Source organism: Clostridium zeae (assembly GCF_017312485.1).
In the GTDB taxonomy this organism is placed as follows: Bacteria; Bacillota; Clostridia; order Clostridiales; family Clostridiaceae; genus Clostridium_AR; species Clostridium_AR zeae.
In genome coordinates this window covers 142,310-165,147 of record NZ_BMBA01000004.1, presented here as the reverse complement: position 1 = coordinate 165,147, position 22,838 = coordinate 142,310, and the positions used below count along the sequence as shown (strand labels likewise).

Annotated in this window: 18 protein-coding genes and 1 riboswitch; of the genes, 14 read left to right on the top strand and 4 right to left on the bottom strand. The window is 30.4% G+C overall.

Annotated features, from left to right (window positions below):
- Positions 1-104: 104 nt before the first annotated feature.
- From J3477_RS17925 to J3477_RS17915, 3 genes are all read right to left on the bottom strand, one after another.
- The gene (locus J3477_RS17925; protein ID WP_206871313.1) at positions 105-1,505 is read right to left on the bottom strand and encodes a DUF4317 domain-containing protein; all 1,401 of its coding nucleotides are present in this window, start codon (positions 1,503-1,505) and stop codon (positions 105-107) included.
- A gap of 146 nt (positions 1,506-1,651) precedes the next feature.
- Positions 1,652-2,908: an MFS transporter gene (locus J3477_RS17920; protein WP_206871312.1), complete on the bottom strand. Its 1,257-nt coding sequence runs from the start codon at positions 2,906-2,908 to the stop codon at positions 1,652-1,654.
- A 136-nt stretch (positions 2,909-3,044) separates the two neighbouring features.
- Entirely contained in the window at positions 3,045-4,262 is a 1,218-nt protein-coding gene (locus J3477_RS17915) for a MerR family DNA-binding protein (protein ID WP_206871311.1), read from the bottom strand.
- Positions 4,263-4,560: 298 nt separating this feature from the next.
- Between J3477_RS17915 and J3477_RS17910 the strand changes: the two genes are divergently transcribed.
- The 6 genes from J3477_RS17910 (at position 4,561) to J3477_RS17885 (ending at position 12,004) form a co-directional block, all read left to right on the top strand.
- A complete protein-coding gene (locus tag J3477_RS17910; protein ID WP_206871310.1) occupies positions 4,561-5,418 on the top strand; it encodes a hypothetical protein in 858 nt (285 codons plus the stop codon).
- Positions 5,419-5,921: 503 nt separating this feature from the next.
- On the top strand, positions 5,922-7,643 hold the full coding sequence (locus J3477_RS17905) for a flavin monoamine oxidase family protein (protein WP_206871309.1): 1,722 nt from the start codon (positions 5,922-5,924) through the stop codon (positions 7,641-7,643).
- 308 nt (positions 7,644-7,951) lie between these two features.
- Positions 7,952-9,871, top strand: a complete 1,920-nt coding sequence (locus J3477_RS17900; RefSeq protein WP_206871308.1) for an OPT family oligopeptide transporter — start codon at positions 7,952-7,954, stop codon at positions 9,869-9,871.
- Entirely contained in the window at positions 9,861-10,211 is a 351-nt protein-coding gene (locus J3477_RS17895; protein ID WP_206871307.1) for a PqqD family protein, read from the top strand. The genes J3477_RS17900 and J3477_RS17895 overlap by 11 nt, the downstream gene beginning before the upstream one ends.
- A gap of 236 nt (positions 10,212-10,447) precedes the next feature.
- Positions 10,448-10,981, top strand: coding sequence for a ribonuclease FAU-1 family protein (locus J3477_RS17890; RefSeq protein ID WP_206871306.1), 534 nt, complete (start codon positions 10,448-10,450; stop codon positions 10,979-10,981).
- Positions 10,982-11,341: 360 nt separating this feature from the next.
- A complete protein-coding gene (locus tag J3477_RS17885; RefSeq protein ID WP_206871305.1) occupies positions 11,342-12,004 on the top strand; it encodes a YczE/YyaS/YitT family protein in 663 nt (220 codons plus the stop codon).
- A gap of 113 nt (positions 12,005-12,117) precedes the next feature.
- Here the strand turns inward: J3477_RS17885 and J3477_RS17880 are convergent, their stop codons facing one another.
- The gene (locus J3477_RS17880) at positions 12,118-13,065 is read right to left on the bottom strand and encodes a helix-turn-helix transcriptional regulator (protein ID WP_206871304.1); all 948 of its coding nucleotides are present in this window, start codon (positions 13,063-13,065) and stop codon (positions 12,118-12,120) included.
- 135 nt (positions 13,066-13,200) lie between these two features.
- Here J3477_RS17880 and J3477_RS17875 point away from each other — a divergent pair, with 135 nt between their 5' ends.
- The 8 genes from J3477_RS17875 (at position 13,201) to J3477_RS17840 (ending at position 22,818) form a co-directional block, all read left to right on the top strand.
- Positions 13,201-13,734 (top strand): dihydrofolate reductase family protein, encoded by a 534-nt coding sequence (locus tag J3477_RS17875; protein ID WP_206871303.1) that lies wholly within the window; start codon positions 13,201-13,203, stop codon positions 13,732-13,734.
- Between the two features lie 100 nt (positions 13,735-13,834).
- Complete coding sequence (locus J3477_RS17870) at positions 13,835-14,932, top strand: helix-turn-helix transcriptional regulator (protein WP_206871302.1); 1,098 nt, start codon at positions 13,835-13,837, stop codon at positions 14,930-14,932.
- Between the two features lie 269 nt (positions 14,933-15,201).
- Positions 15,202-15,471, top strand: a complete 270-nt coding sequence (locus J3477_RS17865) for a CD3324 family protein (RefSeq protein ID WP_206871301.1) — start codon at positions 15,202-15,204, stop codon at positions 15,469-15,471.
- 375 nt (positions 15,472-15,846) lie between these two features.
- Positions 15,847-16,674, top strand: coding sequence for an alpha/beta fold hydrolase (locus tag J3477_RS17860; protein ID WP_206871300.1), 828 nt, complete (start codon positions 15,847-15,849; stop codon positions 16,672-16,674).
- Positions 16,675-16,911: 237 nt separating this feature from the next.
- Positions 16,912-19,158 carry an RNA polymerase recycling motor HelD gene (gene helD / locus J3477_RS17855; RefSeq protein WP_206871299.1) on the top strand — a complete coding sequence of 749 codons (2,247 nt, stop codon included), beginning with the start codon at positions 16,912-16,914 and terminating at the stop codon, positions 19,156-19,158.
- A gap of 51 nt (positions 19,159-19,209) precedes the next feature.
- Complete coding sequence (locus tag J3477_RS17850; protein ID WP_206871298.1) at positions 19,210-19,671, top strand: YdeI/OmpD-associated family protein; 462 nt, start codon at positions 19,210-19,212, stop codon at positions 19,669-19,671.
- A 219-nt stretch (positions 19,672-19,890) separates the two neighbouring features.
- Positions 19,891-19,993: riboswitch (purine riboswitch) on the top strand.
- A 302-nt stretch (positions 19,994-20,295) separates the two neighbouring features.
- A complete protein-coding gene (locus J3477_RS17845; RefSeq protein ID WP_206871297.1) occupies positions 20,296-21,786 on the top strand; it encodes an NCS2 family permease in 1,491 nt (496 codons plus the stop codon).
- Positions 21,787-21,924: 138 nt separating this feature from the next.
- On the top strand, positions 21,925-22,818 hold the full coding sequence (locus J3477_RS17840; protein WP_206871296.1) for an AraC family transcriptional regulator: 894 nt from the start codon (positions 21,925-21,927) through the stop codon (positions 22,816-22,818).
- Positions 22,819-22,838: the final 20 nt, after the last annotated feature.

Here is a 22,838-nt window from a genome sequence, read left to right as displayed (position 1 = left end):
ATAATAAATACTAAACAATTATTTTAAGTATATCCTGTTATTTTAAATATTAATCTTTGAAGACAAGATAGTCAAATCCAAAGAATAACTTTTAATTTATATATCTAATTTGTTTTTTCATGTTTTAAAAAGGTTTGATAATTTTCATTTTCCTCAATAGGAATAACTATACATTTCTTACCGTCAATTATCTGGGATTTTATTTGAGTTACTTTCTCAGGCTTTACCTGAAGTACAATATCATAGTCCTCAGCAGTGTTTTTATCTGATACTATTTCAGAGTCAGTATTTTGCTCTGAAGTAATTTCAGAATCTACTTCTAAATTAGTATCTGATGCTATTTCTAGATCAGACTTTGAATCTGTTTCTGATAGGGGATCAGTGTCTGTGTCCACAGCTATTTCTTTTTCTGAAACTAACTCAGCCACTTGTTTTGTTTGCTCAAGTCTTTCTTCTAGGATACGTACTTTCTTTTCAAGTCTTTCTTCCTTTTTTCTTTGTTCATTTGCAGCAAGTACTTTTTTATCTATTAAATGTTCTACTGCCGGAGGGGTATCACCGAATTCTTCTGTGTAGGATTTTTCGATTTTCTTAGTGATTTCTTCTGGAATGCCGTTTTCAATCAGAACATCTTGGATATTTTCCATAGTCAAAGTTATAGGCTCAGCATCCTTACCGTTAATGGCATTGTTATCTTCTACCATAGTATTAAGAGCATCTTGAATTTCCATGAAAATACGCTCTGATTTTTTATCATCGCTGCCAATTGCTTTTTGTATGATATTGTTGAAGGTTTCTTTCTGTTCTGTAGCAGTTTGCTTTGAACTACAGCCTAAGGCTTGTTCCACAAATTCTGGATGAGTATCCTTCGCATTTTTTGTATAGTACATAATAGAATGAATATCTGCACTACGGTCCGTAAAAGCCGGGAAAACGAATCCAAGTTCTGGAGCACCAACTATCCAGTCTCTGATACGGGCTCCTATTCGATTTTCATCTTCAAAGTATCCGAGGCCTGGTTCTGCAAGGGACACAGGACATATTGCACACAATATATATTCATACACTTCTTCTGACTCATCTAATTTTCCATTGTCAGTAGTTTTAATGATAACATCATAAGCATCATGGAAAATAAGTATTAAAAAATTACCAGCGTGGTCATAACTGTCAATAATTAAATCATAGAATTCATCAAGCAACATATCATTTTTTAAGGCGCTTCTTTTTAATTCCATTAAGGAAAGCTGTCTACTGCCTATATTATTTCCTTCTTCAATAGGAAAGTTAAGTTCTAGAATGTTATTTCCAACAGTACCAGATAGAGTTTTTTTTGCAATCTCTAAATATTTAAAGAATTCTTCCTCTCTTAGATTCAGAAAAGTTTCTCTAAATTTTAATACTATATTCTTTTCACCATTAACATAGCAGCCACACATTTTGGTAAAGGTACAATCATCTTTTTTTAAACGTCTTTTTAATTCTAATATATCTTTTTTATTCATAATAAATCCTTTCAGTTATTTAAAATGGAAAATATATGGTAAATACTATTTTATCTAATATATAGTATATTGGTCAATGGACAAGTCTGCAAGTAGTTAAATAATTGAAAAATATTTATATGAAGATTAGTATGAACGAAAAAGAATTAATTAATTTTAATATAAAACAAAGTAAAAATATAAAGGCCTACACCGCTTAGTATTGGCAAAATATATGTTGGTATATGATTTATTAATGCTCCTGCTAAAACTAGTGCGATAGGTAGGATTATTTTAGCTATGCTCATACCTATGCTGAGTACTCTGCCCCTGTATTCATCTGGGATAGCCTGCTGTAATATATAAAAAATTGGTATGTCAATAGCTGATATTGCTATACCTGCTAATATCATGACTAAAATGAAATATATTAGAAAAACATTCTCATTATTTATTTGTTGGTGTAGTATAACTGAAAAACCTATTGCTGACATACACGCAGATAATAGCATACTAGTTGATTTTATAATACTTTTGTATGAATATTTTTCTATAATTCTTTTAATCATAATAGCACCAAAAATCATGCCTATAGGGAAAGCCCCCTCTATTATTCCAAAGAATTTAGTATTCAATTTTAATACATTGTTTATTATATAGGGCATTGGAACGGTTATTGAAAGACCAATGAAAAAGTTCAACACAATAAAAATTGCAAACATATTTGAAATATTTTTTTTATCTCTTAGATAGGTAATACCTTCAAGTATATCCGCAAAAAAGTTAATCATCTCTTTTGGCTTACCATTACTAACATACGTTAGCTTAAAATCCATGAATAGCTGAAGAAATGCAGACACTACAAAAGAAAAGCTATTAATTATTATGAAAAATCTTATGTCTAACAATGCAAAGACCATTCCGCCAATGATTGGGCCTAAGATTGAAGAGATAGATTCTATCACTTTATTTATAGCATTTATAGAAATAAGTCTTTTCTCTGATACTAGATTTGGTCTTGCTGCTTCAATACTGATTCCATAAACTGTAGAAAATACATTTAATATAAAGGTGCTAACATAGATAATCGGTAGGTTTAAAGTAAAGCTAATAGATAACAGATAAAGGATTATCAATAAAATACCGTTTAGCATATCAGTGATAATTGCAAGAAGTTTCTTATCAAGCCTGTCTGCAAGTACACCTGCAAAAGGGTTAACAAGAACAGTGGATAAAATACCCATAATTAGAGTGGTTGCAAAGCTTAGTCCTGAACCTGTGAGTTTCAACACAAATAAACTGATGGCAAAGTTATATACCGAGGTTCCAAATAGAGATATAAAACTTGCTACTGAAAATAAAATTACATTTGATGACTCTTTATTTTTAAAAAGTTTCTTTAATGATAATATTGATACAAACATTTTAATATCACTTTCCTTTAAAAATTATTATATTTTTTTAATGCGCTAATTTATTTTAAATAATAGCCCTAGCACCATATCAATATATACATATAATAATTTCTAATGATAAAATAGATAAAAGGTAGGGTTGACCCTACCTTTTCCCAAGAATTAAATATGAAAATACTTTCTCACCATCTCTGAAGTAACTTTCGTATTTTCCACCCTTTTCAATGTAATTTGATATATTTTCTTCTAAGATGTCGTAGTTAAGTTTTGAAAGCTGTTCTCTAACATTATTTAGTATAAAGTTTTTTCTGTATTTATCTTCAATTAAGCTATGAGATGTAAAGTTTTTAAATAAGATGTATGAACCTATGATGTTTGAGCTATTCTTTACATAATTGTCAACTAGTTTTAATAGAAACTCTTCATTATCAAAACTATAATTACTTGTTCCTGACATATCTAGAAGCACATCCACGGATTTATCTTTAATTGGGATTTGTAGAAAGTCTGAACAAATGAATAATATATTTTTCTTACAATTTACAGTCTCCAGTATGTTTTTTAAGAATAAATGCTTGCTTATATCATGATCTACTGCAATGTATATGGAGTCGTCTGGTAGGTTTTCAAAAACGCTTCGTAAAAAGAAACCTATTCCTGATCCTAACTCAAGGATTACATTACCTTGCCAGTTAGTAAAATCTATTTTTTTATTTATCCAATCCATTCCATGATAAATATTTTCAAGATACTCTGTATCAGTAGAATTTATATAATCTATAATATGGTTAAGGTCAAGATCATTATCGTAATTCAGTTTTTCCTTGCCAACCTTCAATATTCCGTCTTCAACCAGATACTCTTCACCACAGCTACAAACTAAATTTCCATCTATTATTTGATTAGATATTATACTTCCTTGATGAAGTACTAGATCCTTTCCACATTTTAAGCATTTTAGAAGATTTAATACTTTAAAATCTATTCCTATCACAGATGTATTTTTGATTTTTACTTTGGAAAGATCAATTAATTTGGTTTTAAGCTGTTGCTTCATTTCATCAAGATCTTTTATTTGACTTTCTAGCTGCTTATATTTATTTATAAAAATCGTTCTAAAACATTCATCTTCCTGATATTGAGTGAGTTTAGCTAATCTTTTAAACATAAAAAGTGACTTGATTTCGCTTAAGGAAAATCCCATTTTTTTAAGATTCAGTACATCTTCTAAATCTTTTTGACATCTAGAATCAAAGTCGTATTGGCCGCCCTGCTTCTCTGGTATTATTAGTGACATATCCATGTAATGTCGTACAGTATCTATAGTTAAGTTATTAGCTTGAACAAATTTGCCGATTTTCATATTATCACCCCAATAAAAAAACATCCTTTAACAATAAATAATTATATCATAAGCAGTTAATTATTATTATGGAGACTTTTCTCATTCAGAACTCGATGTCATATTTAAATTTTAGATTTCTTTTTAGTTATACCTACTGAAATTATAAGAAACATAATGAAAAAATCTATTAAAAGCATAAAAATATTTATTAAAATAGTTTATATACTGGATATTTGATTACATGAAAGTAAATAATAAGCTTTATTAAGTACATTTGTAACAAATATTTTATAAAATAAACTTTTAGAGGTATATTATGCAAAATGTAGTATGGTTTATTGGTCTAGCAATCATTGGCATACTTAGTGCCATATATTCTGTATATAAGAAAAAACATATTTACAAAGTATCAACACTTTTGGTGTTTTATTTATTTGCAGCAAGTATTGCATGGTGTGGTGAATTTCTAGTTCTTGGGTTATTTAATTCCTACGCGTACAAAACTGGTGTGTTTCAAAATATATGGGCTCAAAACCTGTTAGGGCATTTGATCCTCAATACTACACTTTATCCAGCAGCTGCATTAGTTATGGTAGCATTTTCTTTAAAATATGGATGGATTTCCTTTGTTGCAATTTTTTTTACAGCAATAGAGTACTTATTTGTTAAGCTAAGATTATATGAGCAACATTGGTGGAGATACTATATGACGATTATTACAGTGGTGGGTATTTTACTATTTGATAATAAGTGGTTTCCTAAAATAAATAAAGATTGCCACGGATTAAATAGAGCTATAACCTTCTTTTTTGTGGCGATGATAACAGTACATATTCCAGCTCCAATTCTACTACTTATGGGAAAACAATATTATCATATAGGTTTTATAAATAATTTTTTTGGTGACTTATATTTATCAAGCATTATAATTGTATTTTTCTATCACTTAATTGAAGCTTTGCTTTTGGTTTTATTCACTTGTATATTAAAAAAATGGTATTGGAGTGTACTGCCATTTATAATTTCTATTATAGCTCAAAGTATATTTGTAAAAATGGGTATATTAGTTATGGAAAATGGATGGAATTTTGTCTACACGTTAATTCTTTATGAAATATTTATAGCGATATTTATTTTGATTGAAAAATATACTGTAAGACCAGAGAAAAATTAACTAAAAACTGCCATTAGATTTATTTGGTGAAAGAGTTGTATATAATTATCTATAAAGCTTGAAAAGCTTTTATAAAAATTAACATCATGCTACTTCTATAGAAACGATTATTCAATAAGGATAATCGTTTTTTTACTGTAAGGAAGGTATAAAATTTTTATACCTAATAAACCTATATATTTCAATGGCTTCAGTTATTTTTTATTTATAAATAAATTTTATTTATAAAAGTATATGTATGAATTTACTTGGTATCAGTTGAGATAAAGCTACATATTATGGAACTAGGGGGCTGTCTTTCTCTTTATAAAAGTGGGCTTTGCATAAATTCATAGAGAACTATACTTTATTGTCAAGTGAACAAGCAAAATACCATAAGGTAAAGAATGAAAAAGAAGAAGAGATTGGCTATAAGCTTCATAATATACACTGGAAAAAATTAAGGCGCAAAAAATAACTAATGAAAGTCAAATTAGCAATTTTTTATAGGAGTAGATAATTAAATGAATCTAAACAGTCAATCATTATTTTATCCTTCACAGCCTGATAATCCTAGTGATAAGATTAGATATAATCTAATTCAAAATGCACTGAAGAAAAACGGGAGACCTGAAGATTTTAACTCCGTAATAAGGATACTGTCTCCACCGCCACAAATCACAAACTATGCTAGGCCAGGTGAGTTTAAGAATGTTAAAGTTGCTATATTAGGTGGTGGGTTAGCAGGACTTTCTGCGGCTTTCGAACTAAGGAAAATTGGGTTTGATATTACAATTTATGAAGCCTTAGAGGATAGAATTGGCGGAAGAGTGTATACATACTATTTTGGTGGACAGGAGAATTTATATAATGAATTTGGGCCAATGAGGATACCTGTCGCTCATGAAACAGTATGGCATTATTTAAATTTATTCAATCTCCCAACAAGACCATTCATACAATACAATGAGAATAATTTTGCTTATTTTAGAAAAGCAAGAGCTAGAAACGATCGAAACGGCTTTAATGTTATGAAAAATATTTATCCAAAATACGACCTTACAGAAAGTGAACGTAATACAAATTGGCAGAGACTGCAACAACTTGCGTTAGATAGTCACCTTTATAATGCTCCGCCTGAAGTAAGAGCTGAAGCCATACAAGTGAAGCCCTTTTATAACGAAAGAACTCTCATATGGAGTGATAATTCCAATATGAGGATGATGGAGTCTACTGGATTAAGTCAAGAAGCTATAAGCTTAGTTTCAAACTTTTCTCCTGTACTTATTGGAAACTTATATAACAGTTATAGTGACTATATCGAAGAAAGCTACCCGGCAGATATGGAATACTTGTATGAGATACCTGGGGGAATGGTGAAATTTCCAAAGGCATTTATGAAATCACTTACTAATCCAAATCCAACTGATGAGTATCCTGATATAGCACCGATAAATATTGGTAAAGTAGAATATAAATCAGGATGTTGGGTGAAGGGGATAGGTTTAGATGGTTTTAATAAGAAGGTAATTATAAATTATGATGATATAAAGCTTAAGGATAATTTGAAAGGAGAATTTGACTATGTAGTATGTGCTATTCCTTTTTCATCCTTAAGAAATATTAATCTTGACCCTTTGTTTAACGGTCTAAAAATGAGAGCGATTAGAGAAGTGCATTATACTCAGTCTCAGAGGACACTACTTCTATGTAAGGAGAGATTCTGGGAAAAACAAGGTATTGTAGGAGGTGGATCATATACAGATTTACCTATTACATCAATTTGGTATCCTTCTAATCATGCTAAATATATTAATAATCCAAGTGATATAGGGAATCAAATTAATAATCTACCAACCGATGAACCAGGAGTACTTATAGGCTCATATAATTTTGGACAGGATACAACTCGTTTGAGTAATCTACCTGAAGAAAAATTATTTAACGAACTGAAAAGAGAGCTTGAAATGGTACATGGGCTATCTGTTGGCTATCTTGATAATGTAATTGAGGAGTATAAGATATTAGATTGGGATAAAGAACCTTCATTTAGAGGAGCTTTAACCTTTTTTGAATCGGAACAAAAGAGATTGTTTTCATATTCAATGACTCTTCCTGAGTATAACAATAGAATATTCTTTGCTGGAGAGCATATATCTGGAACTCATCGATGGATGCAGGGTGCTTTGCAAACTGGAATGAAGGCTGCCAATGATTTAACCATATCCTGCAAAATGCATGGTTGATGAATGAAATATTTCAATTTTTAAGCAATTAATACTATTTTAGTATCAATTGCTTATATTTTTTGTGCGATTTAAACTGAATAATTACTACAAATTATTATTAAAACCGTCTATTTTATATATGTTGATTTGAAATTTACATAATATTTTGTGTTAAAAATTTAATAATTGAAAAAGTAAATGAATAGTTTTTGCAATTGTCTTAAATTAATTAGTGAATTAATTCCTCCTTAAAAATTCATAAAGATACAACAATTTAGAAACCGTGTTATAATCATCTGGGGGCAAAATTAAAGGAGGCACATCTTATGGATAAAAAGTTATCAAAAGATGCATATGGTGGCGTAGCTGGTAAAGACTATGTTCCTTATGTTTCTACAGGATCAAAGTCTGGTGGAAACGTTGTAGTATTAACAATCGGTATTATATTAGCAGTTTTATTCGCAGCATCAACTGCCTATTCAGGCATGAAATCAGGTCTTACAGTTGCTGCAGGTATACCTGGATCTATAATAGGGTCTGGTTTTATAGCTGCATTTGCAAAGAAAAAAGGTATACTAGGTAAAAACTTAGTACAAGGTATGGCAAGTGGTGGAGAATCAGTTGCTAGTGGTGTAATTTTCGTGTTACCTGCAATTCTTTTAATAGGAGCTAAAGTTAGTTTTCTTGAAGGTTTTGCAGTGGGAGCAGCTGGAGTTTTATTCGGTATTGGAATAGCTTCACTTGTTTACAACTACTTAATTGTTGAAGAACACGGTAAGTTAATGTATCCAGAATCAATGGCTATATCTGAAACACTTGTTGCTTCAGAAGGTGCTGGAGATTCAATGAAATTCATGGGGATTGGTTTTGGAATCGGTGGAATTATAACTGTTATAACTAGTTCATTCTTAAATTTAGTTAATAACGTTGTAAGTTATGTAAATGAAACATTCTACAAGTGGAAGTTTGAAATTGAGGTTAATCCTCTATTATTAGGTATTGGATTCATAGTTGGTATGGAAGTTTCTGTAACAATGTTTGCAGGAGCATTATTATCTAACTTTGGTATCATGCCTTTAATAGGTTATTTTGCTGGTCTTGGAAAAGATGGTGTAAACGTATGGAATAATCCAAGTGTTGCTATAAATGCAATGCAAGTTAAGAATATAGCTGGTAGCTATGTAAAATACATAGGTGCAGGTATGATGCTTTCTGGTGGGTTAATAGGTGCTATAAAACTTATTCCTACTATAGTTTCTTCTATAAAAGAAACTCTTAACGCTAAAGGTTCAAAGGGTGGTAATGGTTCATCTATTGCTAATGTATTATTGCTTGGTGGTATAGTGTTAGGTTTCGTAGGGGGATTCCTAGCATCTGGTGGTAATGTAGCAATGGCACTACTTGGTGCTGTTTTATCATTATTCTTATCATTACTATTTATTATTGTTTCTGGTCGTTTAACTGGTACTATAGGAACTTCAAATCTTCCTGTATCAGGTATGACTATAGCTTCTATAGTTGTGGTAACATCTTTATTCGTTGCTATGGGATGGAAGAATGTTGAAAGCAATAAATCTTTACTTTTATTTGGTACATTTATAGTTACTGCTGTATCAGTAGCTGGTGGTTACTCACAATCACAAAAGGTTACTTATATAATAGGTGGAGACAAAAAGGAAATGGACAAGTACTTTGCTATAGCTGGAGTTCTTGGTGTTGCAGTAGTTGTTGGTACAATATTATTACTTTCAGGACAACTTTCAATGACTGGAGATAATGTTCAATTTGCATTACCACAAGCTAACTTAATGTCAACATTAACAGCTGGTATAATGTCAGGACAATTACCTTGGGTTATGATATTTGTTGGGGTTGTTATGGGATTATTCTTATTCCTTTTAAACCTTCCAATTATGGCGATAGCTATAGGATTCTATTTACCAATATCTACAACTACTATAATTTTAATAGGAGCATTAGTTAGATTATTTGTAGAAAAGACTTCTAAATCTGAAAAAGAAAAAGAAGCTAAGGTTTCTAACGGTATAAGTTTATCTTCAGGACTTGTTGCTGGAGGTTCTATACTAGGACTAGTAGGTATAATATTCCAAGTGTCAGGCCTTCTAAAAGGTACTGAACCAACTGGATTCTCTGCTACTAACGGAATGGCATTTATAATACTTATTATTCTAGTGATAGCAACTTTAATTCCTATAATGAAAAGTAAGGTAAAAGATGTTAAATAATAATGAAGACGTCTTAAATATAATATATAAAATATCTGACAGCATTGAATTTGAAGTAGATAATGAAAGTATTGTAACTATAATGATAAAACAAGATCATAAGGTGCAAAATTTCTTTAGAAAACTTAAATTCAGAATTCCAGAGCATAAAAAGCTTTCTTTAGATGAATATGGAAGTTGGATATTTTTACAGATAGATGGCAAGAAAAATGTGAAAGCTATTGGGGAAAGTCTAGAAGAAAAGTATGGTGACAAAGTTCACCCGCTTTATGAAAGATTATTGTTGTTCTTAAACCATATAGACACTAATTGTCACTATATAGAAAAAGTAAATCTATAATATATTTGGTGATGCTTAATATTAAGTGTCACCAAAGCATAAAAAAGTTCACTGGAGCGACGTTTTTCAGTGAACTTTTTTTGCTGTATAAGGAAAATATAAAATTTTATTATTTATGTGGAAAAATATGTAGTGAACATACATAAACAAAATTGAAGTTTATATAATATAGCATACGGTTTTATTAATAAGATTAATATTTTATGTGTAAATTAATATTAAGGAAGTGTGCGGTTTTGATTAAGAAAAAGTATGCCAATAAACCAGATTGGACAAGAGTCTTAAAAAGAAAATTTACCACCAGATATTTTAAAGATACTGATTTTGAAGGTTATGTTTCAGTAACATCTATAGAAAAAGTACGGGGACCATTAATGAAAAGTATGCTAGGAAGAGAATATTGTTTAGTTGATGATGGATATATATGGCTTGAGATAATGCCTTTCAAAGGTAATTATTGTATGACAACCATGTATGATAGCAATAGAGAAATAGTACAGTGGTATTTCGATATTACTAGAAACAAAGGTCTTACTGATGAGGGAATTCCATTTTTTGAAGATCTATTTTTAGATGTGGTTGTATTACCTGATTCAAATGTTCTTCTACTTGATGAAAATGAACTTAAGGATGCACTTGATAAAGGTGAGATTACACTGAAGGAGTTTGAGATGGCTTATACAGAAGCTAAGGAAATCATGAAAAATATTGCAGTAGATGTAAATAGGTTATCAGATTTTAGTAATAAGTATTTAAGTGAATTTTTTTAGTGGAATAAAAAACTAGCTGCAATTGATATACCTGCAGTTATAAAAAACAGTAAAAAATAAAACTAATTCGCTGAAGAAGTTATCTTCAGCGAATTTTTTATTTTAGAATCTTCTCACTATGTTTAAAAAGTGAGCTGTGAAAAAATGAATTGAAATTTTAATTAAATTAGGATATATTATTAGTTGAATTTTCAACCAATATTTAGCCTTTATGAAAAAATATAATGAAGTAAACTAGGTTGTAGTGCGTTACGATTTGTAGAAGATAAAAATGTTTCAATTCGGTAATAATTTCAAAGGCCATACAAAACCTTATTGTTATTGGCTATTTAAATAAAGAACAAAGGATAGTGGAGAAGTATGAAAAAGTTATTAGGTATGATATTAAGATTGACATTAGGATTTTTCTGCTGTGCAGCAGGAACTGTAATGGCTTTAAACTCAAAGCTGGGATTAAGTCCGTGGGATGTATTCCATCAAGGCTTAACAAACGTAATTAATATAACTATTGGACAGGCTAGTATTTTAGTTGGAATAGTTGTAGTAATAATAGCAAGTATACTAGGAATTAAGGTTGGACTCGGAACTATTGCTAATATGATAGTGATTGGATGCTTCATTGATTTAATAATATATACTAAAATTATTCCTGTTTGCAATAATTTAGTTGCAGGAACATTGATGATGATAGGTAGTTTGTTTTTAAGTGCCATAGGTAGCTATTTATACATAGGATGCGGAATGGGTTGTGGACCAAGGGATGGACTTATGATAGCATTAGTGAAACTTACTGGTAAACCAGTAAGTATTATAAGGTTTTTTATAGAAATGGGAGCTTTAATCATTGGTTGGACTTTAGGAGGTTTTGCTGGAGTTGGAACCTTTATAACTGCCTTTGCCGTAGGATATTGTGTTCAAATAGTTTATAAAATATTTAACTTTGATGTAAAATCACTAAGTCATAGAAATATTAAGCAAGGGGTAATATATATTAACCAGTGTCTATTAGGACAAAGCAGTTAAAGCTTAATTTCAACAGTGTTTTAAAACTTAGACAATTTATAGGATAAAAATAATGCTGTTAGGACTTACATTCAAAAGTAAGTCCTTTATACTTATGGTGGAATAGATTGTATCTAATACAAATCTATAACTTCTAATGCTTTTTGCTTAAGTTCAGCGATTGCTTCAATTGGTTCTATAATTTTAATATCTTTACCATATCCAAAGGCAAACTCTACCCCTTGCCTTATCGCTTCAAAATCTATCTTAAGATAAAGCTCATTGTCTCTATATAAAGTTTCGTTAATTGTTATGAAGGATCTTTCTTTTATCTGATTTAAGATATGTTCATTAACCTTAAAGGTAAAAGTATATTTTGGAATTGAATTTTTAAAATTACTTGTAGAATTTATCCAATAGCTTTTCAGATTAAAATATGGAGGTCTAGTAAAAGTACCACTAATTATTGAGGCTTCCTCAATAGAAGTTACCTTATAGGTTTTAATAATTTCATTGTTTACACCAACTAGATACCAGAACCCTCTTTTGCAAACTAAGCCAAGTGGGCTTAATATAACTTCTTTTGTTTCAATGGTTTTTCTATACAATAGCTTCAAGGATTTCGCGTTCCAGATAGCATTTTGTAATAATGAAAGTATATCTTTATTCATGATGATATTTGGCTTGTTCCAAGTGTACATATCAATGTAAATATAGTTTTGAAAGTTTTCAAATTCTTTTAACTCATCATAGGATGAATTTCCTAAAATTTTAAGTATAGTAGAGTCCTTAAGATCTGCAACACCTAAATCTTCAAAAATTTTATCGCCAGTTGGAATGAATAAAGAGATAAGCTCGTTTTTATTTATTCCTGTGAGAGAAGTTTTATAATCACCTAAAAGTTTTATCCCTCCATTTGTACCTTTCTCAGAAACGATTGGTACACCGATGCCGCTTAGGGCATCAATATCCCTATAAATAGTTCTTACAGAAACCTCTAGTTTTTTCGATAATTCGGAAGCAGTTAAGCTTTTATAAATTTGAAGTAACATTATTATAGAAATTAATCTATCAGCTCTCATTATTTTTCTCCTTCTATATGACATAGGATGTCAACTACTATAATTTATAATAATTATATAGAAAAGAATAATTATTATAAACCATATGAAAACTAAAATAAAATTTTCATTCAATTAGATAAGGGAGGAATTTTAATGAAAAGAAAAATAATTTTGAATCTGGCAATAAGTATAGATGGGTTTATTGCATCTGAAAATGGAGGATATGACTGGATAGTTGGAGATGGAGATGATAGCTTAAACACTAAAAATAAATTGAACTTTAATGAATTTCTAGAAGGTATAGATATAGTTGTGATGGGAAAAAAGTGCTATGACCAAAATATGCATGAGGATTTCAAAAATAAAAAGGTATATATAGCAACCTCACAAAAAAATGTGGATAAGGATAATGTTCATTTTATTAGCGGAGATATATGCAAAATACTTCAAGAGGAACAAGAAAAGGAAGGTAAGGACATATATCTATTTGGTGGTGGAATTCTTGTAGATAGCTTTATTAAGAATGACATTATAGACGAATATATAATTGGTATCATTCCTATAGTACTAGGAAAAGGAAGACCACTATTTCTGGAAAATAACCCCACAATAAAACTTCACCTTGATGAGTATAGCATAGAAAATGGCATTACTATTTTGAAATATTCAAAAAAAAATATTAAATAAGTATTTGTTTATATATTCAGTGGACATTTTTAATACCACAACAAATATCAAAAGAAAATATTGTAGCTATGTTACTATTTTATAGAAGGAGGAATGTTAAATGATAAATAGTGATATGAAAAAAATACTGATTTATGTTGAACAGAAGCTAGATGAAGATTTTTCTTTGAATGACTTGGCAAAGAACTGCAATTTTTCACCTTATTATTGTTCTGTTATTTTTCATAGATTTTTTGGTGAAACCATGAAAAGTTATGTACAAAAGCGCCGACTTGTTTGTGCAGCAAATGAGCTTAAAAATACAAATAAAAGAATTGTAGATATTGCAATAAAATATGGATATTCATCTCAGGAAGCTTTTTCAAGAGCATTTTCTTTGATGTTTGGAGTAGCACCTAAAAGATTTCGTGAAAATCCTAAGCCGCTTGCTGTTTATCAAAAAAATAGTCATCCTCCAATCAAAAATAAGGAGAATATAGTTATGAAAAATGAAGCTATTAAAAATGTACAAAGTCAAATAAGAAGCGATTATCCATTTAGAACCTTACATATTTTAAATGGACTCAGTATGCTTAATTTCTTTGAAAAAAATCACTTGATCAGTGAGAATGAAGTCTATGTTCCGTTTAATGAAGCTATGTGCTGGGGAGAAACCGCAGAAAAAATCTTCTCATTGGAATTTATAGAAAAAAGGGCTCGTTCTTTAAAATCTACCCCAGAAGAATATAAAAAGATTGTTATAGAGCCTTTAAAACCTCTGTTTGACGAAAAGTTTGATATTATTGTTTTATGGTTTGGTGATGATATGTTCTGCCAGATGAATTTAATTACTATACTTGCCTTTTTGGAACAAATTCATTTTGAAGGTGATGTACTTTTCTGCATGGTGGAAGAGCAAACTGATACAATGTTACCTGATGCCTTTGAAATTAATATAGAGAATTATTCAGAGATTTATAAAAACATACTGTATTATAGAAAAAAAAGTGATATAAAATTGCTTCCTGTTACTTATCAGGCTATGAATTTGTATCTTATCTATATAGAAAAAAATAGTGATATTAAAAGATATATCAAAAACAATTCAAATAAGGAAGATCTTATAAAGGATTTATTTACATTATTTCCTCAGTATGGGCTTGGAGATTTACAGTATAAATGGATGATTGAAGAGATAAGGAAGGAAAACTGTATGTGAAAAGTTGATAATTTTTGATTCGTTTGGTATAATTTGTGAAAAATGAATTTGTAGGAGGAATCATAAAATGATAGCTCAACTTTTAGAACGTAGTGAACTTAACCTTACTCTATGCAGAGCCTGTTAGTATGACATGTAGCTATAATTTGTATAGAGGAATAGTGTTAAAATTCAATTAATAAAAAGAATACTGTCCTTTAGTAATCCAAAGTTCATATTCGCAGGCTTTGTCTCTTAAATTTAAAATAAGTTTTAGGAGAAGAGCGTTTATGAAATGTGCAAAAATAGAAACAATTTTACCAGAAAGTTTAGTTAAAGAAATTCAAAAATATATCCAAGGAGAGTATATTTATATTCCAAATCAAATGAAGAAAAGAAAAAAATGGGGAGAAAATTCAGGGAGTCGAGCTGAATTACGAATTAGAAATGAGAAAATACAAAGTAGGTATAACAATGGATGCAAAATTGAACATTTAGCAGAAGAATTTTTCCTTTCCATAGAAAGTATAAAGAAAATTGTATATGTGAGAAATAAGTAAATATAAGCTATCACTCTTGTGAATATGAAGAGTGGTAGCTTTTTTAGTGTCTAGGGGATTATAAAATTTTTTGAAAGCTAAACTTAGCAATATCAAGGCTTTAGAACAGCTATTTTGGGTAAACAGTAAAAAACAAAATTTATGTCGCCTGCCAAATTTTCCTCATATTCATTCGGAAAGGCAGATGAGCAAAAAAAGCTCACTGAAGAAGGTCGCTTCAGCGATTTTTTTATGTAAAGAATGATATTAAAATGTTTTTTATCTTTAGATTTTTAAAGGTGTAAATTAAAATAGATTTTATCAAAACAACATAGAGGTGAAGGATTTTATTATGAAATGGATCAATTAAAGCATTGGTAATAAAGGAGAATAGTAATGAAATGTAAGATAAAAAATATTTCAATAAATTATGAGATAATTGGAGAAGGAAAACCGGTTGTTATGATACATGGCTATTACTCAGATTATAGAGTTATGGCTGGATGTATGGAACCTATATTTAGTGCTAGTGAGGGGTATAAAAGAATATATATTAATCTACCAGGCATGGGAAAATCTGATTGTGCAGAATGGATTAATAGTTCTGATAGTATGTTAGATATTGTAATTGAATTTATCGAAAAAATAATACCTAATGAAAACTTTATAATTGCAGGAAACTCATATGGGGCATTTATATCAAGAGGAGTTATTTATAAAATGGTTGACAGAATTGAAGGTGTTTTATTAATTTGTCCTCTAATAGTACCAGACTATAAAAAACGGAATCTCCCAGAGCATGTTGTCTTAGTAAAAGATGAAATACTATTATCAAAACTCAATCCAGAAGAGGCTGAAGATTTCAAATCTTCCTTTGTAGTTCAAAGTGAAAGAGTTTATGATAGATATAAAAATGAAGTGTTAAGCGGTGTTGAAGTTGCGGACTCTGAGTTTTTACAATGTATTATGAAGAATTGCTATGGATTTTGCTTCAATGTAGATGAGTTAAATAGAAAAGTAGACAAACCTACACTTATATTGTTAGGAAGGCAGGATAACTGCGTTGGTTATAAAGATGCACTAAATATATTAGAAAATTTTCCTAGAGCCACGGTATCAATATTGGATATGGCTGGGCATAACCTCCAAATAGAACAAGAGGAACTATTTAATTTGTTGGTAAAAGAATGGCTTTCAAGAGTAAATGTTGATATTTTTGTTTAGCTGATACTGAGGTAATAAATTATGAATATAAAGAGGTTTTTGAGATTTTTAATAATAATTAAAATGGGGAGAAATATAAAATACTTCTCCCCTCACTTTTATTATACCATATCTAAAAAATTAAATACAGACTGTTTCTTTTTACCCCATTTTGCTAAGATGTTATAGCGATAGTCTTTAAGTTATGATTTTGTTAAGGCTTAGTGCATCTATATTTGAGGCATTGGAGGGGTATTCATGAAAAGAAATGACTTAGAGTGGGAACTTGAAGATCAGTGGTTACAAGCGGTGCTTAAAGAGGCTCAAAAACAGTTCAATGAAAAGGTGGATTTTAAAGAAAAATTCAAAAAAGATGCAATTGAAACTCAAAGACAGTTATGGCAAGACTTAGGATCACTTTCTATAGCAAATGGAATGGAGCAAATTGTAGAGTTTATGGAATTTGTAGACACTATGAAAATCCAAAAGAGAAAACACGAGTTATCTAGAAGGTTCCAAGAAAAATATGAAAGAATAATTGAGTCTCCTTATTTCGGAAGAATCGATTTTCGAGAAAAGGGAGAGGAGAGAGAAGAAAAGTTTTATATTGGAATCTCAAATCTTATTAATGATAACTATGACTTTCTTATTTATGACTGGAGAGCTCCAGTTTCAAGCATGTTTTACGACTATGAGATTGGTGAAGCAATGTTTGAATGCCCTGAAGGTGTAGTAGAAGGAAAGCTTACCCTAAAAAGACAGTACAAAATTAATAACGGAAAAATTGACTTTATGTTTGATAGCAATCTTAAGATTGATGATGAAATACTTCAAGATATATTAAGCAAAAACACTGATAATAAGATGAAGACAATAATAACAACTATTCAAAGAGAGCAGAATAAAGTGATTCGTAATGAACAATATAAAAATTTAATTGTTCAAGGTCCTGCTGGAAGTGGAAAGACTTCGGTTGCTCTCCATAGAATTGCTTACCTTTTATATAAACATAGGGATAAAATAACACCTCAAAATATAGTAATATTTTCACCAAATGAAATTTTTAATGATTATATTTCAAATGTTTTGCCTGAGCTTGGGGAAGACAACATGAACCAAACAACCTTTAAGGAATATATGCATAATGCTTTAGGTGGTGGACTAAAAAAGGAAAACTACTGTGATATGATGGAATATATTTTGGCTTCAAAGAATGAACCTTGTTATGGAGAAAGAATAAATAATATTAAATATAAGGCTTCCATGGAGTTTATAGATATACTAAAGCGATATGTTGTTTATATTGAAAGCCTTGATAGGAATTTTAGCAATATTAGTTTAAAGGGAAAATTAATAATATCGTCTGAGGAAATAAAAAAATTATTTTTTAATGATTATTCTGATCTACCGTTAAAAAGAAGGTTTCAAAAGATAAGAGAGAGAATTCTTTTCCTCATAGAGCCTTATGAAAAACTTTGGATAGAAGAAGTAGCTCATGAACTAAAGGAGACGGGTTCATATATAGACAAAAATGAAATTACTGAGAAAAGTAAAGCTTTTGTAAGAGCAGAAATGAGGGGATTATACAATTCAATCAATAGGATGACAGAATTTAATTTATTGGATATTTATAAAAAGCTTTTTGAGAATTTAGAGGCTTTTGCTAAAAATTCAAATTCTGAATACAATGAGCAAATGATCTACGAGATTAAAAGATATACTTTAGAGAATTTAAGAGGTAGAGTATTAAATTATGAGGATCAATCACCTCTATTATATCTAAAAGGGGCTTTGGGAGATCTTCCTAAGACTTCATCAATTAAATATGTGATTATAGACGAAGCACAGGACTATACTCCTTTGCAGTATGAAATATTAAATCAACTGTTTAGTCATGCAGATATGACCATATTAGGTGATCTAAATCAATCAATAAACCCATTTATGAACGTAGGGGATTACAAAAATATAGCGAAGATATTCCCTGAAGATAATACTTGTATAATAAATTTAAATAAAAGTTATAGATCTACCATGGAAATTACAAGGTTCTCAAGAAGACTATTAAATAAAGAAGTTACTGATGGATGTGTTGAAAGAAGTGGAGAGGAACCTCTAGTACTTGGTTTTTCTGATGAGCAATCAATAAATGAAAGACTTCTAAGTGATATAAAAATATATAAAGAAAAAGGACACAAATCAATTGGGATAATAACGAGAACTAAGAAAGAAGCTCAAGAGGTATTTAACTTTTTAAAAGATAAGGTTACAGTAAAAGCTATAATGAAGGATGATGATGAATATGAAAGTGGTATTTTGGTGATTCCGGCATATCTGGCTAAGGGATTAGAATTTGATGTGGCACTTATATATAATGTAGGAAATGATAAATACCAAAGTGAAGAGGAAAGACTTTTACTTTACACAGCTTGTACAAGAGCGCTTCATGTTTTAAATGTATACTACTCAGGTAAGCTTACACCATTGCTTGATTTTTTGATATAATTAATAAAAATAAATAAACACACTTAAACAACTGAAAAAGGAGTGAATTCATTGAAGCAGGAATTTAAAGCGATTATAACCCAAGTTGAAAATAAAGATGCAGGTTTTGTTGAACCACCATTTGATGTTCAAGAAGTGTTTGGTTCAAAGCGCGTTAAAGTTAAGGCAACCTTTGATGGCGTAGAGTATAGAGGTTCTATTGTAAATATGGGTGGCTGCTATATGCTTGGATTAACAAAAGAAATTAGAAATAAAATTGGCAAAAGCTTTGGTGATGAAATATTTGTTACTGTAGAAAAAGATGAAGAAGAACGTGTAGTTGAGATCCCTGAAGATTTTCTGGCAGCAATTAATGGTAGTGAAGCTGCTGTAGCTACCTTCAAATCTCTTTCATATACAGGAAAGAAGGAATACGTAACTTGGATAACTTCAGCAAAACGCGAAGAAACTAGACTAGATCGTATCAATAAGTCAGTTGCCTTGCTTTCAGAAGGTAAGAAACTGAGAGGCTAATATAATATCAGTGACTGTAAGCTAAAAAAGTTATGTCTTGCAGCCTAAACTATTAATAAATTATAATTAGCATGCTTTAATGAATATATACTAACTTTGAAAAATATCATAGTAGTGAAAACTGTAATTAATCAGAATTAGTGAAGTAATTATTTGAAAAAATATTATTACCTCTTGTAAAATTCGACAAATTACACTATAATCTAATAGGAAATCATTTTCGCAAAATTAAATAGCTTCGATATATCGCCGACATATATGGGTTGGCAGTTTCTACCGGGTGACCGTTAATTACCCGACTATCGAAAAGTTGATGAAGAGTTTGGAATTTTTTAGTGCATAACTCGTAATTAAGTATTTTCGATAGGTTGAAACATTGTTTCAATCTATTTTTTTTACTCTATTTAACCATTAATAAAATTAATCTTTGGATAGTTTTGGAATTATATTAGCTTTAATAATTTTTGCCAATTAGAGTAAAAAAGAAAGATGAATCAGCTATTAGAATTTTCTAAAATACGTTTAGAAAAGATGTAGTTGGTAAAGATAACAATGAAAGTGATATTATCGAATTATTTAAACATTAGATTTTCTTACAAAAAATAATTTTTAGGAGTTAAAGAGATGGAAAAATTTTTCAAGCTTAAACAATATGGTACAAATGTACGTACTGAAATCATAGCTGGTCTTACAACATTCTTTACTATGGCGTACATCATTTTCGTAAATCCGAGTATTTTGCAATTAGCAGGAACTGCGGACAACCCATTTAATCCACAAGGTATATTTGTTGCAACAATTATATCTGCAGTGGTTGGTACACTTGTTATGGGTCTTTTTGCTAACGTGCCTTATGCATTAGCTCCTGGTATGGGATTAAATGCATTTTTCACATTCACAGTATGTGGAACTATGGGCTTTACATGGCAACAAGCTTTAGCAATGGTATTTATCTGTGGTGTTGTAAACATAATTATAACAGTTACAGGACTTCGTAAGATAATTATACGTTCTTTACCATCAGTTTTACAAAAGGCAATAGGCGGTGGTATTGGTCTATTTATAGCATATATAGGTATAAAAGATAGCGGTCTTTTAAAATTCACTGCTGATCCTGGGACATACCTGTTCTTAGGAAAAACTCCTGCTGATGCAACAGTTATAACAAATTCAGCTGCAGTTCCAGCACTTGTTAACTTCTCAAGTCCTTCTGTGCAATTAGCATTACTAGGAATTATTTTAATACTTGTACTTATGATTTTAAGAGTTAAAGCAGCTATCTTAATAGGTATTACTACAGTAACTGCTCTAACTTTCATTGAAATTGCATGTGGAGTTAATCCTGGCGTTTTCGGTTTCCATGCAAAGAACGCACAAGAATTTTTCTCTTCAGCAAATATATCACTTAGCGGTATAGGAACTTCTATAGGGGCAGTTAAATACACAGCTTTCAAAATGGACTTCGCTGGACTTTTTGCTGATGGTGGTAAGTTATTGCTTGCAATCACTGCTATGATAGCATTTATCCTTACAGATATTTTTGATGCACTTGGAACATTTATCGGTACTGGTCGTCGTGCAGGTATATTTGATGCTGAAGACGAAAAGCTTATGCTTGAAGGAAAGGGCGTTAAGTCACGTTTAGATAAAGCTTTATTCGCTGACTTAAGTGCCACTATTGTTGGAGCATTTTTCGGAACATCAAATACTACTACATATGTTGAAAGCTCTGCTGGTATTGCTGCTGGTGGTAGAACAGGTTTATCATCTGTTGTAACTTCAATTATGTTCTTAGTATGCTTGATTTTTGCTCCAGTAATCGGAATTATACCTTCAGTTGCTACAGCTCCTGCGCTTGTAGTTGTTGGTATCCTAATGATGTCTTCTATCGGAGAAATTGACTGGAAAGACTTAAGTGTAGCAGCAGTTGCATTCCTTACAATTGCACTTATGCCATTTGCATATAGCATCACAACTGGTATTGCATTTGGATTTATAAGCTACGTTATAATTGCTATTGTTAAGAAGGAAACAAAGGGAATACATCCAGTTATATATCTATTCACTGGATTGTTTATATTGAACTTCGTGTTATTAGCAGTCAGAAATCTTTAATTATAGTTTAAAAAGTGCCGTAAAACCTAGGTTTTACGGCACTTTTTTTATAGTGTATTTTTAGCAAATTAGGAACAGTTTTATTATATTAGCGATGTTATACTATAATTACCACGTGGGGAGAGGGTCGGTGAGAATTTGAATTATAAAGATGCAATGGCACTATGTATTGAGTTCATTGAGAAAAATATTAAAAATGAATTATCACCAGAAATAATAGCTAATGAGTGTGGTTATTCTACATTTCATTTTTCAAGAGTGTTTAATATTAATAAAGGTATGACCTTAATGGAGTATGTAAAAAGAAGAAGGCTTTCCTTGGCAGCAAAAGATTTGTTTAATGGTAACAAAATAATAGATATAGCTTTAGAATATGGGTTTCAAACTCATAATGGTTTTTCTAAAGCTTTCAAAAAAGAATTTGGGTTTAGTCCTACCCAGTATTTAAAGCGTATGGACAGCTATTTAGGAAAGAAATCGATACTAAAGTTTGGAGGGTATTATATGAATCCAATTATTATTGAAAAATCTGCATTTAAGGTTGCAGGCTACGGGATTAAAACAAATATAACTAATGGTAACTATACAAAAGATGTAGCTTCTTTTTGGATTAATTATGACGGTGAAAATTTAGAAAGCAAAATGTATAAAATTTTAAATCCACCAAAACACGGAGAAGTGGGATTATGTATTCCATCAAGCAAAGATAACGGAGAAGCAACTTATATGCTTGGAGTTATAGTCGATGATTTTAACGACGTTACTGATGATATGATTACAGTAGAGGTTCCAGAAGCAACTTATGCTGTATTTACAACTCCTCCAGCTAATACAGGTACTGAAGCTGAAGATAATGAGTTTGCAAATATGATTAAACAAACATGGAAATATATATTTGAAGAGTGGTTTCAAGAAAGTGGATATGCATTTGATGAAACAAAATTAGACTTTGAATATTATGATGAAAGATGCCATCCAACTATAGGCGCTGTAATGGATATTTATGTACCAGTATTAAAAAAGAGTGTATAAATTTTTATATGAAAAATAGA